Raw genomic sequence first — 12,859 nt, 5'->3', positions numbered from 1 at the left:
GCAGCCGAGCGCTCGCGCGTCCGGCTGCCGATGTCGTCAGTGCTTGCTTCCGCCAGAACCGACTTTGCTGCCACTGATGGCGATGCGCTTGGCCTTCGTCTGCGCGCGCTGGGTCTTGGGCAGCGTCACGCTGAGCACGCCGTTGTGGAAGGCGGCGTTCACCTTGTCCTCCTCGACCTCGTAGCCGAGCGGGATGCGGCGCTCGAAGCGGCCGTAGAACCGCTCGGAGAAGTGCCTGTCCTTGTCCTCGGTCTCGGAGCGCTTCTCGCCGCGCAGCGTCAGCACGCCGTCATCGAGCAGCACCTCGACGTCCTTCTCATCCATGCCGGGGATTTCGGCGGTCACGCGGATCTCCTTCTCGCTGTCTGAGATTTCAACACTCGGCCAGCTGGCGCGCGCCGACGAAAATCCGCTGAGCGACGGCATGCGCGTTTCGAAACCGCGGAACGCGTCGTCGATCATGCGGTTCATCTCGCGATGCAACGCCATGAACGGGTCCCGGTCATCGTCACGATAGAAGCTGGGAACCGGACTGTTCTCCCGGCCCCACGGAATGAGATCACGAATAGCCATTGATGTTCTCCTTTCGACTGGTTGTGCCAAAGGCGACGTCAGAGATCGCCTTCGCTCAAGCGGCCTGCTTCGGCTTCTCGACCTGCCCGGCCTTCGGCGCACCGCCTTGCTTGGCGATTGCAATGCGACGCGGCTTCATCTCCTCGGGCACTTCGCGCACAAGGTCGATCGTCAGCAGGCCGTTGTTGAGCGAGGCGCCGGTGACCGTCATGTGATCGGCAAGCTCAAAGCGCCGTGTGAACGGCCGCACCGGAAGGCCGCGATGCAGATATTCCACTGTGCCCAGTTCCTTGCGCTCGCCCGAGACGATGAGAAGGTTGGGCTCGTGGCTGATGTCGAGATCGTCTTCGGAGAAGCCGGCGACGGCGATCTTCACGCGATAGGTGTTCTCGTCGCTTCGCTCGATGTCATAAGGCGGCCAGCTGTCGACTGCCTGAGGCGCGTTTTCCAGTAGGTTGAAGACGCGGTCGAAACCGATGCTCGACCGATAGAGCGGGGAAAAGTCGAATGCGGTTCTCATAGCTACATCCTCCATGGAGCAACATAGGTACGAGGGACGCCAAAGAGCTTGGCGCTCCCTGGATTCTGTCGGTCCCATTCGGCAACCGGCAATTCCGATTTGGTTATTGTCAGGCCGAAATCAAGACCCAGATTCTGTCCCGCTGCCAGATTTTTGTTGCCAGATTGTAGCAGGTATGCCGGTTTCAACCGTCATTTGAGGGTCGCGCCGGCACGCCGCATGGAGGATATCATGACCATGACACGCGACGACATCATTTCGGTGCTGGGCCCGGTGGACGACGCCGTTATCGCCGACATCGCCTCGACCGGCGCGACGATCGAAGAGTTGCGCGAGGCCTTTGCCTGGGTTGGCGCCGATGAGGCGCTGGTCAACGAGGGCCGCCCCCTGCCGTCGGCAAGGGTGGCGACGCTGATCGGGCTTCTCGAACCGCCGGACGACGACATATAACCGCCGTTGCGCCGGGACAGGGGCAGGGTTTGGGACAGGCAGAGTTTGAGACGGTCTTGAAGCGCGCAGGCAGACGAACCATCTCGTTTGCCGGCGCCGATTCGGGTCGCCCTCCTGCTTATTCGAGGATGTTACTTGCTCAAAAAAAACAGACAACAGAAAGAAGGAGGAAGTGATGAACGATGTCCCATTTTCCGAGCCGATCACGCTGAAGCTCCAATCCATCGGAGAGCGCAAGGTCGCCAGCAGCTGGGAAGCCATCGAATGCATGCAGCAGTGGCCGGTCCGGGCACGGGGCCGGAGCTGGCGCGCAGCCTATCGCGCCTGCCGCGACGCGCTCGACGGCTGGCGCACCGCCCGCGAGGCTCGCACGGCGTTCGTCAAGGCGGCTCGCACGGCCGGACTGCTTGTCACGGGACGTAAATCCACCTGAGCATCAATCCACCTGAACGAATCCACCTGAGCGTCGGCGCGGACGCGCTATGCGGCAGAGGCGGGCACCTTCATGAAAAGCGCCGCCTCTGCCTGTGTCACTGGAGCGTAATGACGCCACCCACCGCCCGCCATTCAGAGGGCTGGATAAGACGATGATGGGCGACGCGCACGGAATGCAGCGGGCCTTCGATCTCACGCTCCCAATATTCGAGGAAATGCTTCAGCGTCGGGAAATCCGGGGCGATGTCGTATTCCTGCCAGATGAAGAGCTGCAGCAGGTTCCGATAATCGGGAAGACGATAATGGATCTCGGCCGTCGTCAGGCCAAAACCCTGTATCTGGAGCCGGAACGCGTTGCTGACCTGGAATTCATTGCTGACCATGCCATCTCCTTTTCGAACGTTCAGGCGTCCATCCCGCGCATGGAAAAACGCCTCCGCTTCCTCATCGGTTCCGGCCGCCGGCAGGCGGTGCCGGGATCGACGACGAAGTCGGAAGGTGGCGCCGCGATTTCAAGCTGCGTTCGTCGTTTCAAGTCCTGGAATAGCGTTATTATTACAGCGCGTTGGCACTCGACCACGGCGAGTGCTAAAATTTTTTCGGCATCCTCTTGAATGCCTGGATCGGCAGACTAACTCGATATGCGCGCTGCCGAACAGGAGTCGCGCACCGTCGCATCGGCCGGTGTACCGGTCGGCTGCGAAGGGAGGTCCAAGAAAATCTGTTTGTCCTATGAGGAGAACGACATGGCGTTCCGTCCATTGCATGACCGTATCCTGGTCCGCCGCATCGAGGTCGACGAGAAGACCGCGGGCGGCATCATCATTCCCGACACTGCCAAGGAGAAGCCGCAGGAAGGCGAGGTCATCGCCGCCGGTCCCGGCGCGCGCGACGATAGCGGGCAGTTGCAGCCGCTCGACGTCAAGGTCGGCGACCGTATCCTGTTCGGCAAATGGTCGGGCACTGAGATCAAGCTCAATGGCGAGGACCTGCTCATCATGAAAGAAAGCGACGTGTTGGGCGTAATCGAAGCCACCGACAAGATGCAGAAGGCCGCCTGAGCGGGCCTGGACGAGCAACCAGTCAACGAAAAGCTGCCTGTTTGAAGGAGTTATCCAATGGCTGCCAAGGAAGTGAAATTCCATACCGAAGCCCGCGAAAAGATGCTGCGCGGGGTCGATATCCTCGCCAATGCGGTGAAGGTGACGCTCGGTCCTAAGGGCCGCAACGTCGTCTTCGACAAGTCGTTCGGCGCTCCCCGCATCACCAAGGACGGCGTGACCGTCGCCAAGGAAATCGAGCTTGAGGACAAGTTCGAGAACATGGGCGCGCAGATGGTCCGCGAGGTCGCCTCGAAGACCAGCGACACCGCCGGCGATGGCACCACGACCGCGACAATTCTTGCTCAGGCCATCGTCAGGGAAGGGGCCAAGGCGGTCGCCGCCGGCATGAACCCGATGGACCTGAAGCGCGGCATCGACAAGGCGGTCGACGCCATCGTCGCCGACCTCAAGTCCAATGCCCGCAAGGTGACCAGGAACGACGAAATCGCCCAGGTCGGCGCCATCTCGGCCAACGGCGATGCCGAGATCGGCCGCTTCCTCGCCGAGGCGATGGAAAAGGTCGGCAATGAGGGCGTCATCACCGTCGAGGAAGCCAAGACCGCCGAAACTGAGTTGGAAGTGGTCGAAGGCATGCAGTTCGACCGCGGCTATCTCAGCCCCTATTTCATCACCAACCAGGACAAGATGCGCGTCGAGCTCGAAGAACCGTATGTGCTGATCCACGAGAAGAAGCTGTCCAATCTGCAGGCCATGCTTCCCGTACTCGAAGCCGCCGTGCAATCCGGCAAGCCGCTGCTGATCATCGCCGAGGACGTCGAAGGGGAGGCGCTGGCGACGCTGGTCGTCAACAAGCTGCGCGGCGGCCTGAAGGTTGCAGCCGTCAAGGCGCCGGGCTTTGGTGACCGCCGCAAGGCTATGCTGGAAGACATTGCCATCCTGACCGGCGGCACGGCGATCTCGGAAGACCTCGGCATCAAGCTTGAGAACGTCACATTGGAGATGCTCGGCCGCGCCAAGAAGGTGCTGATCGAGAAGGAGAATACCACCATCGTCGACGGTGCGGGCCGCAAGGATGAAATCCAGGCGCGCATCAACCAGATCAAGGCGCAAATCGAGGAAACCACCTCCGACTACGACCGCGAGAAGCTGCAGGAGCGGCTGGCCAAGCTCGCCGGCGGTGTCGCCGTCATCCGCGTCGGCGGCTCCACCGAGATCGAGGTCAAGGAGCGCAAGGATCGCGTCGACGACGCCATGCACGCCACACGCGCGGCGGTCGAGGAGGGTATCCTGCCCGGCGGCGGCGTGGCGCTGCTCAGGGCGGCGAAGGCGCTCGATAACGTCGCCGTTGACAATCCCGACCAGAAGACCGGTGTCGATATCGTGCGTCGCGCCATCGAAGCGCCGGTGCGCCAGATCGCCGAGAACGCCGGTGCGGAGGGTTCGATCATCGTCGGCAAGCTGCGCGAGACAACCGACTTCGGCTATGGCTGGAACGCGCAGACCGACGAGTTCGGCGACCTGTACGGACAGGGCGTCATCGATCCGGCCAAGGTCGTGCGCACCGCGCTGCAGGGTGCCGCCTCTGTTGCCGGCCTGCTGGTGACCACCGAGGCGATGGTGGCCGAGAAGCCGAAGAAGGAAGCGGCCGCTCCGGCGATGCCCGGCGGCGGCGGCATGGACTTCTGACGCCAGGCTTCTAAGGACAAACGGCCGTGCCCGCCGACGCGAAGTCGGGCACGGCCTTGCCCGGATCATAAGCAGGTGTTGCCATGGACATGATGAACAGTTTTGGAAAGATCGCTGCGCCGACTCTTTCCAGGACCGATTTCAACTATGAAACGGAGTGCAAAACAGCGCTGGCGCCGCTAGTCGACGGATTGTTGGACGCGGTCGAGTCGGCCGGCTGGGATCGTCGCAAGGCGGCCTACACGCTGATGTTCCTGTCGGCCCAGCGATTGGGGGCCGACAAGGAGGAGCGCAAATGATTGCGGCGCGGATGCGTGAGTGCCTGCGCCTGCTGAGGTGGTCGGAAACCGATTTCGCCGAAGAGGCGGGCTATCCGGTCGCTAAGGCAAAGCACTGGCTCTACGGGCGTGAACATCCGCCCCTTGTCGTAATGGCCTGGCTGGAGACGCTCGCCAAGGTGCACCAGCTGCTGCCACGGCCGAGCATGCCGCCGCAGCCGGCCGCGTTGCATTCGCAGATCGGCGCTGTCATCGCGCAGGCCGTTCTTGAGGATCGCAGCGGCCGGACAGTTGAGTCCCGAAAGGAGCTAGTTGAGCTTCCAAAGGAGAGTGTCATGGATCGTTCTTCTTTCGCAAAGCCGGTCACCATCCTCACCGGCCTCGGTAACCCGACCAAGATAGAAAGCGCGGCTGAGGCCTATGCGCTGCTGTCCGACTGGCCGTCGGCGAGCCGGACGGCCGCGCATGACATCGCCGCCAAAGCCTGCCGGGCCGCGATGGAGGGAGAGATCGACGCCGAGACGGCGCGGGCAACCTTCGTGGCGTTCGCCCGCCGCAACGATCTTCTCGCGCCGCAGACGAGCTCTACGGTTGCGGGCGGAACAGTCACCGATTGGACGCGTTCGCAGCGTGTGAACGCACCAGCGTGAACGCACCTTTTCCTTCTCCCACAACAGGGGGGAAGGTAAGATTGCTTTGAGCCGGATCCTCAATCCTCACCGCCTTACCCGCGATTTCAGCCAGCGGTCGAAGGCCACGGCGAGGATCAGGATCAGGCCGATGACGATGCTTTGCGTGTAGGACGAGACGTTGTTGAACTGCAGCCCGTTCTGCAGCACGCCGATCAGTGCTGCACCCACCACCGTGCCGCCGACCGAGCCAATGCCGCCGAATAGCGAGGTGCCGCCGATGACGACCGCCGAGATCACCGTCAGCTCGTAGCCGATGCCGGCGACGGCTTCCGAGGAATTGAGCCTCGCCGACAGCACGAAGGCGGCAAGGCCGGCGAAGAAGCCGACGATGACATAGACCGAGATCAAAATGCGGTCGACGCGCAGGCCGGACAGCCGTGCCGCTTCGGCATTGCCGCCGACGGCGTAGACGGCGCGGCCGTAGCGCGTGTAGCGCAAGACGATGTGGCAGAGGATCGCCGCCGCGGCGAAGATGATCGCCGGCACAGGGACCGGGCCGATCAGGCCGGTGCCGAACCAGCGCATCGAGGCATCGAAGCCGGAGATCGGGCCGCCATTGGAGATCGTCAGCGTCAGGCCGCGAAAGACGGTGAGACCGCCGAGCGTGACGACGAAAGGCGGCACCTTCAGCCTGGTGATGGCAAAGCCCTGGACGCCGCCGGCCATGGCGCCGACGACGACGGCAGCCAGGAGGGCTGCGAACCAGCCATAGCCTTGCGTGCCGGACGTCGACAGCGACAGCGTGTTGGCGGTGCCGCCCTTGGCCACCACCGCCGCGACCATGCCGCAAAAGGCCAGCAGCGAACCGACCGACAGGTCGATGCCGGCGGTGAGGATGACGAAGGTCATGCCGAGCGCGATCAGGCCGGTGATCGAGATCTGCCGCATGATGTTGAAGATGTTGATGGGGTCGATGAAGCTCGGCTTCAGGACGGTAAAAACGACGATCAGCAGCGCCAGGAACATCAGCGGGCCAAAGCTCATCAGCAGCCGCGCGACATTGATGCCGCCGCGCTGGCTCGGTTCGGTCGTGCTGGTCATTGCGTCGCTTCCTGCGTTTGGTCGAGCGCCATCAGTTCCATCAGTTTTTCCTCTGTCGCCTCGATGCCGGGCATCTCGCCGGTGATGCGTCCGCGCCGCATGGTGACGATCCTGTCCGACACGGCAAGCACCTCGGGCAATTCGGACGAAATCATCATGATGGCGATGCCGCGCGCGGCGAGCTGCACCAGGATCTGGTGCACCTCGGCCTTGGCGCCGACATCGACGCCTCGCGTTGGTTCATCCACGATCAGCACCTTGGGGTCGCGCGCCAGCCAGCGGGCGAGGATGACCTTCTGCTGATTGCCGCCGGACAGCCCCTCTATGGGCTGCTCGGGCGAGGCCATGCGGATCGACAGCGTCTTTCTGTAGCTTGCCAGCGCCTCGCGTTCGCGCCTCTCGGCCATGAAGCCGGCCGTGTTGGAGTAGCGGCCGAGCGCGGCGATAGAAAAATTGGTCAGGATGCCGAGGGTGGCGAAGATCGCCTGATGCTTGCGGTCTTCCGGCACCAGGCCAATGCCGAGCGCGATGGCGTCGGCGGGTGTTTCAGGTGCGATCGGCTTGCCGTCGAGCGTGATGGTGCCGGCGGCGATGCGGTCGGCGCCGAAGATGGCACGGGCGAGCTCAGTGCGGCCGGAGCCGACGAGGCCGGCGACCCCGAGAATCTCGCCTGCCTTGAGATCGAGGTCGACGCCTTCGAGCACGATGGCGTGCGGCGCCTGCGGATCGCGCACTGTGCGCAGGCCGCGCACGGAGAGCCTGACGTCGCCGGCGACGTCGCGCAGCGTCGGTCTGGCGTAAAGCTCGGATGCAGCGCGGCCGACCATCTTCTCGATGATTTTCGGCAGTTTGATCGGCCCGCCGTCGCGGTCGAGATGGCCGGCCAGCCTGCCGTCGCGCAGCACCGTCATGCGGTCGCAGATGGCAGAGGCCTCTTCCAGCCGGTGGGTGACGAACATGATGGCGACGCCGTCCTTGCGCAGCCGGCCCATGATCGACATCAGCTTCTGCACTTCGGTTTCGGTCAGCGCCGAGGTCGGCTCGTCCATGATGATGAGGCGGCTCTTCAGCGACAGCGCGCGGGCGATCTCGACCAGCTGCTGCTCGGCCACCGACAGTGCCGACACCGGTGTCGCCGGATCGATATTCAGGCCGACGCGGGCGATGATCGCGCCGGAGTCCTCCTCCATCTTCCGCCAGCTGACCAGGCCGAGCGGCCCGAGCGGCGCGCGGCCGATGAAGATGTTCTCCGCCACGGTGAGCGTCGGGATCAGGCTCAGTTCCTGGTAGATGGTGACGATGCCGAGGCGCTTGGCATCCTGCGGATTGTGCGGATTGAATTCGACGCCGTCGAAGACGATGCGGCCGCTAGAAGGCGGCATCACGCCGGACAGGATTTTGAGCAGCGTCGACTTGCCGGCGCCGTTCTCGCCGAGCAGGCCGAGGATTTCGCCGGGCCGAACCTCGAGCGAGACGTCGCTGAGCGCGGTGACGCCGGCAAAGCGCTTGGTCACGCCCTCGACGGCGAGGAGGGCGGGCGATGGCGACGGCGCTGCGGCTTCGGCTGGAGACAAAAAATCCTCCCTGAAAGATGAGATCGATCGTTCCGATTGTTACACAAGGTTGGCGGGACAGCGCCCCCTCTGTCCTGCCCTCTTTGCCACCACTTGGCATCTCCCCCACAAGGGGGAAATTGCGCCTTCATCACTGGTTTCGCCAATAACCAACGTTGCAGAGGGAGAGCCGGTGTTGAAGCTGCCAATCTCCCCCCAAGTGGGGGAGATGCCCCGCAGGGCAGAGGGGGCGCGGCAGAACGCTGCTTTGCCGCTATGCGCGCCCTCGGCGTCTCCCTACTTCGTCTCACCCAGCCTTTCAGCCTTGTCGAGATTGTCCTTGCCGATGACGATCGGCGTCAGCAGGACGAGCTTTTCCTTGGGCTCGGTCTTGTCCCTGGCATAGGCGACGGCGATCTGCACCGCGGTGCGCGACTGCTCGCCGGGGAACTGTTCGACGGTGCCGGCCAGCTTGCCGTCGCGCACGGCGACCAGCGCTTCGGGAAGCGCATCGAAGCCGTAGATCTTGACGTCGGTGAAATTGCGCGCCGCGCAGGCTTCGACCGCGCCAAGCGCCATGTCGTCATTGGCACAGATGATCGCATCGGGCTTGCCGTTGGCGGCAAGGCCGGCCTCGGTGACGGACAGCGCCTCGGCGCGGGCGAAGTTGGCGGTCTGCTCGAAGACGATCTGGAACTTGTCCTTCAGCGGATCGAGAACATTGTGCACGCCCTTGTTGCGGTCGATCGCGGGCCCAGCACCTGGCTGGCCCTGCAAATGGAAGATCTTGGCGCCGTTCGGGAACGCCGCCACCATGGCCTGCGCTTCGGCCTCGCCGCCCTTAACATTGTCGGCGCCGACATGGGCGAGGATGCCTTCGACGCCGTCGACGCGGCGGTCGATGGTGACGACCGGAATGCCGGCCTGGACCGCCTGCTCTATGGCCGGCGCCAGCGCGTTGACGTCGAGCGGCGAGATGACGATGGCGTCGACCTTCTGCACAAGTGCGGCCTCGATATCGGCGGTCTGCTTGGGCGCCGAATTCTGGCCGTCGCTCTCGGTCAGGTTGACGCCTTGCGCCTGCGCCTCCGCCTTGATCTGGTTCAGCATGTGAACGAAGAACGGAAAGCCGAGGCTCGGCACCGACCCTAGGATAGTCAGCTTGTCCTGGGCGAAAGCCAGTTGCGGCGCGGCCAGCGCCAATGTGCCCATCGCCACGGACGACAGCAGGAACTCACGTCTGTTCATCAATTTAGTCTCCTCCACATGCGCGCACGACCTCGAAAACCGGAATGGGTCTCCGGCAGGTTCATGCGTCGATCTAGAAATGGAGTGTCCTTTGAGCGCCCAAGGGGACGCAACGGCGCTCCAGCCGGTCCACCGCGACGTTCTCCTCCGCTCGGCGCCGGCGGGCGGATGCTAGCCAAGGCCGGAGGTTTGCGCAAGAACTGGGTGCTGGAAGGTCGATCGGCGCGCAGCGCCAAGCCGGATGAGGGGTGTTGGGAACGGGGCGTGAAAATATCGAAGAATTTTAGGCGATTACGTCTCCAATGTGGCGATCCGTCCAGCATCCCTCATCCGACCGAGCTTCGCTCGGCCACCTTCCTCCCTTGTACAGGGGGAGAAGGGAAGATCAACGATCGATCGTGACCATCACCCGTTCGTTGTAGCGCTCACCCGAGACCTTGCCCGGCGCCAGCGCGTCGTCGAGCGCCTGCATTGCGACGGTGTCAAGCTGGAGGGAAGCAGCGGCGACGTTCTCCTCGAGGTATTTTCTGCGCTTGGTGCCGGGGATCGGCACGATGTCCAGCCCGAAATCGCTGCCCTTGTGCAGCAGCCAGGCCAGGGCGATCCAGCCCGGCTTGACGCCCTTGGCCGTGGCGATTTCGCGGACAACTCCGGCCGCCTGCACATTGGCTTCGTAGTTGGCGCCCTGGTAGCGCGGGTCGCCGCGGCGGTAATCGCCTTCCGGATAATCCTCAGCGCGCTTGACGTCGCCGGTGAGGAACCCGCGGCCAAGCGGCGCGAACGGCACCAGGCCGATGCCGAGTTCGCTCAGCAGGGGGATAATCTCCGGTTCGAGGTTGCGTTCCCACAGCGAATATTCGCTCTGCACCGCTGATACCGGAAGCACGGCGTGCGCGCGGCGGATGTTGGCCGCACCCGCTTCCGACAGGCCGAAGAAGCGCACCTTGCCTTCAGTGATTAGTTTGCCGACAGCACCCGCAACATCCTCGATCGGCACCGCTGGGTCGACGCGGTGCTGATAGAGCAGGTCGATATGGTCGGTTGCGAGCCGGCGGAGCGAACCGTCCACCGCCTCGCGGATATGCTCCGGCCGGCTGTCGCGGTCGGTGCCGATCTGCTTGCCGTTTTCGATACGGAAGCCGAATTTGGTGGCGATCGTCACCTCGTCGCGCCGGCCCTTCAGCGCGCGGCCGAGCAGTTCCTCATTGGTGTGCGGGCCATAGACTTCCGCCGTATCGAGGAAGGTGCAGCCGAGTTCGATGGCGCGGTGCAGGGTGGCGATCGATTCCGCCTCGTCGGCCGGGCCGTAGGACTGGCTCATGCCCATGCAGCCGAGGCCGATCACCGATACCTGCAGCCCCTGGCTGCCGAGCTTGTGTGTGCTCAGGGTCATGGATGAGATCTCCGGATAGTGTCAGGGTTCGTGTACGTCAGGACTATTGCGTCAGGACCATATAGAGCTCCCGCTCAGTTTCCACAGTCGCTCGGGCTGTGGGCCGGGCGCACGATCGCGTGAGCGTCAGAGGAAGATGACCCGTTCCTCCCCCTCTTCGAAGGCCAGTTGCTGCAAATCTTCCGGGTCACGTCCACGCTGTCTCAGGATGGTACGGCGCGGACCTACGTCGGCTGACGACCTGCCTTCGATTGCAAGGAAGCGCTTGAAAACGTGACAATCGACGTCAGCCTGCAAGTTGATGCAGCGCAGGAGCGAATGCAGGAATCGGTGCGGCTCGCCCGATCTATGCCGGCCGATCCAGCCTGAGTTTGCTTGCCATCATGTTCAACCGGGGCAGCAGCAAGGATATCAAAGGCTTGCGTATTGGCTTTTCGATAAAGAATGAAATCACGAACGAGGCCGACAGCAATGCCGTCAGCACAATTGCGAGGGCGACCCACCGGCCGACCGCCGGCGACAGCGCGTTGAGCCATAGCGTGCCGATTTTCTGATGCAGAAGGTAGAGTGGATAGGTGAGCCCGCCCAGCACAAGCACCAGTGGCGTCGGTGCGATGCGGCGACGCAACAGGAGAGCTCCGCCGAACAGGGCATAGACGATGACATTTGCGGCAAGCAGACTTGAAAGCGGCGGCGAAAATCCGAAATGAGCCTGCATCCAGTCGGCGCCGGCGGTCACTTCCTTGCATGACAGCAGGAACGCCGCGGCGAGCAGCAGCAGCGCCTCGGTGGACGAACCCTTGGCGACAATGTGCTGGGCGATGATGCCGCCGGCGAAATACGGCGCGTATTGCGTGATGAACACCATCTGCAGGGCTGTGCTGTGGACGACCGACTCGTTGAGGACGGACATCAGCAGCCATGCCGCCCCGAGCTGCAGCTTCCATCGCGAGAAGACGCCGAAGAACAGAGCGATCGCGACCCAGCCATAGAAGACGATCTCAAGTACGATCGACCAGTAGACACCGTCCACGAAGGGTCTGTTGAAGGCCGGGGCGACGATAAAGAGATTGGCGGCCCACGTGCTTGGGTCATATGGAAGGGTCGGATTGGCCGCCAGCGTCTGCACGACGAAGCTGGCCGTCATGCAGACAAGGAAGCCAGGATAAAGCCGCGCGAATCTTGCCGCGGCGAATTCCGTCCAATTCCGGCCTTCGGCCGACCAGGCGATGACGAAACCGCTGATCAGAAAAAAGAGATTGACGCCCATATAGCCGTAGATGGCGAGGGAGCCGGCTTCGGGGTAGCCGTGCACCAGCAGCGGCGACAGGTAGGATCCGTGGAAAAAAATAGTGGAAGAATAGAACAGCCAAGCGGCGACCAGCCGCAACAGATCCAGCAGCCCATGCGCTCGGATTTGCGGCTTGTTGATCCAGACGCCATTGCACCACCCGTCCGATTGCAGACACGCTAGGCGCGGGGGAAGCGGGAGAAAGCTGACGCGCCGGCTGCTGGGAAGGGTAGCCTGAACGCGAGGCGATCAACCGCAAATTGACACGACACCCGGTCTCGGCCATCCTTATGCCAGCCGCCTTCTCCTGCGGCGGCGTGTGTATGAGCGAGTCCATGGCCAGTTCCGTCACCAGCCAGAATTCCAAGCGTGCCGCGGTGCGCAAGGCGCTCGACCGCCACAAGGTCTATATCACCGCACAGAGCTTTTCCGCCGGCGCCTACAAAGCGCGTGTCCTCGTCGACGGCGAGGCTTACTGGGTCGACGAATTCCGGCTGAGCCAGCTCCAGCAGGGTCTGTCACCGGCCGAGCTCGAACTCACGCCGGCCACCGACGATTGAGCTGTGCGAGGCACGACAGCGGCCTGCCGCATGCTGACAAAATGATTCAAGCGATGCGGGTTAAGTCCTTGTTTT

15 protein-coding genes are annotated in these 12,859 nt (G+C 63.2%); 7 read left to right on the top strand and 8 right to left on the bottom strand.

Annotated features, from left to right (window positions below; genetic code table 11):
* Positions 1–36: 36 nt before the first annotated feature.
* Positions 37–573, bottom strand: coding sequence for an Hsp20/alpha crystallin family protein (locus CIT31_RS25835; protein ID WP_029351261.1), 537 nt, complete (start codon positions 571–573; stop codon positions 37–39).
* A gap of 55 nt (positions 574–628) precedes the next feature.
* Positions 629–1,093: an Hsp20 family protein gene (locus CIT31_RS25830; protein ID WP_095520913.1), complete on the bottom strand. Its 465-nt coding sequence runs from the start codon at positions 1,091–1,093 to the stop codon at positions 629–631.
* Between the two features lie 231 nt (positions 1,094–1,324).
* Between CIT31_RS25830 and CIT31_RS25825 the strand changes: the two genes are divergently transcribed.
* Both CIT31_RS25825 and CIT31_RS25820 read left to right on the top strand, forming a co-directional pair.
* Positions 1,325–1,543, top strand: a complete 219-nt coding sequence (locus tag CIT31_RS25825; protein ID WP_023799042.1) for a hypothetical protein — start codon at positions 1,325–1,327, stop codon at positions 1,541–1,543.
* 175 nt (positions 1,544–1,718) lie between these two features.
* Positions 1,719–1,976: a DUF982 domain-containing protein gene (locus CIT31_RS25820; RefSeq protein ID WP_095521004.1), complete on the top strand. Its 258-nt coding sequence runs from the start codon at positions 1,719–1,721 to the stop codon at positions 1,974–1,976.
* 97 nt (positions 1,977–2,073) lie between these two features.
* Here CIT31_RS25820 and CIT31_RS25815 read toward each other — a convergent pair whose 3' ends face one another.
* Positions 2,074–2,361, bottom strand: coding sequence for an usg protein (locus CIT31_RS25815; RefSeq protein ID WP_095520912.1), 288 nt, complete (start codon positions 2,359–2,361; stop codon positions 2,074–2,076).
* A 363-nt stretch (positions 2,362–2,724) separates the two neighbouring features.
* Between CIT31_RS25815 and CIT31_RS25810 the strand changes: the two genes are divergently transcribed.
* The 4 genes from CIT31_RS25810 (at position 2,725) to CIT31_RS36150 (ending at position 5,656) form a co-directional block, all read left to right on the top strand.
* Entirely contained in the window at positions 2,725–3,039 is a 315-nt protein-coding gene (locus CIT31_RS25810; protein WP_065009117.1) for a co-chaperone GroES, read from the top strand.
* Positions 3,040–3,096: 57 nt separating this feature from the next.
* Positions 3,097–4,728, top strand: coding sequence for a chaperonin GroEL (groL, locus tag CIT31_RS25805; protein WP_095520911.1), 1,632 nt, complete (start codon positions 3,097–3,099; stop codon positions 4,726–4,728).
* A gap of 83 nt (positions 4,729–4,811) precedes the next feature.
* On the top strand, positions 4,812–5,027 hold the full coding sequence (locus CIT31_RS25800; protein WP_095520910.1) for a hypothetical protein: 216 nt from the start codon (positions 4,812–4,814) through the stop codon (positions 5,025–5,027).
* Positions 5,024–5,656, top strand: coding sequence for a DUF982 domain-containing protein (locus CIT31_RS36150; protein WP_425350654.1), 633 nt, complete (start codon positions 5,024–5,026; stop codon positions 5,654–5,656). Before CIT31_RS25800 ends, CIT31_RS36150 begins: the two co-directional genes overlap by 4 nt.
* A gap of 66 nt (positions 5,657–5,722) precedes the next feature.
* Here CIT31_RS36150 and CIT31_RS25790 read toward each other — a convergent pair whose 3' ends face one another.
* The 5 genes from CIT31_RS25790 to CIT31_RS25765 all read right to left on the bottom strand — a co-directional run bounded on the left by CIT31_RS25790 (position 5,723) and on the right by CIT31_RS25765 (position 12,323).
* Complete coding sequence (locus CIT31_RS25790; protein ID WP_095520909.1) at positions 5,723–6,739, bottom strand: ABC transporter permease; 1,017 nt, start codon at positions 6,737–6,739, stop codon at positions 5,723–5,725.
* Positions 6,736–8,313 (bottom strand): sugar ABC transporter ATP-binding protein, encoded by a 1,578-nt coding sequence (locus CIT31_RS25785; RefSeq protein WP_095520908.1) that lies wholly within the window; start codon positions 8,311–8,313, stop codon positions 6,736–6,738. Before CIT31_RS25785 ends, CIT31_RS25790 begins: the two co-directional genes overlap by 4 nt.
* Positions 8,314–8,589: 276 nt before the next feature.
* Complete coding sequence (locus tag CIT31_RS25775; RefSeq protein WP_029351280.1) at positions 8,590–9,540, bottom strand: substrate-binding domain-containing protein; 951 nt, start codon at positions 9,538–9,540, stop codon at positions 8,590–8,592.
* Positions 9,541–9,925: 385 nt separating this feature from the next.
* Positions 9,926–10,933, bottom strand: a complete 1,008-nt coding sequence (locus CIT31_RS25770; protein WP_095520907.1) for an aldo/keto reductase — start codon at positions 10,931–10,933, stop codon at positions 9,926–9,928.
* Between the two features lie 346 nt (positions 10,934–11,279).
* On the bottom strand, positions 11,280–12,323 hold the full coding sequence (locus CIT31_RS25765; RefSeq protein WP_245316463.1) for an acyltransferase family protein: 1,044 nt from the start codon (positions 12,321–12,323) through the stop codon (positions 11,280–11,282).
* A gap of 236 nt (positions 12,324–12,559) precedes the next feature.
* Between CIT31_RS25765 and CIT31_RS25760 the strand changes: the two genes are divergently transcribed.
* A complete protein-coding gene (locus CIT31_RS25760) occupies positions 12,560–12,784 on the top strand; it encodes a hypothetical protein (protein WP_029351283.1) in 225 nt (74 codons plus the stop codon).
* Positions 12,785–12,859: the final 75 nt, after the last annotated feature.

It is taken from the genome of Mesorhizobium wenxiniae, assembly GCF_002284535.1.
Lineage (GTDB): Bacteria > Pseudomonadota > Alphaproteobacteria > Rhizobiales > Rhizobiaceae > Mesorhizobium > Mesorhizobium wenxiniae.
Note: the sequence above shows the minus strand (reverse complement) of the source record. Positions and strands in the feature narration are given on the sequence as shown.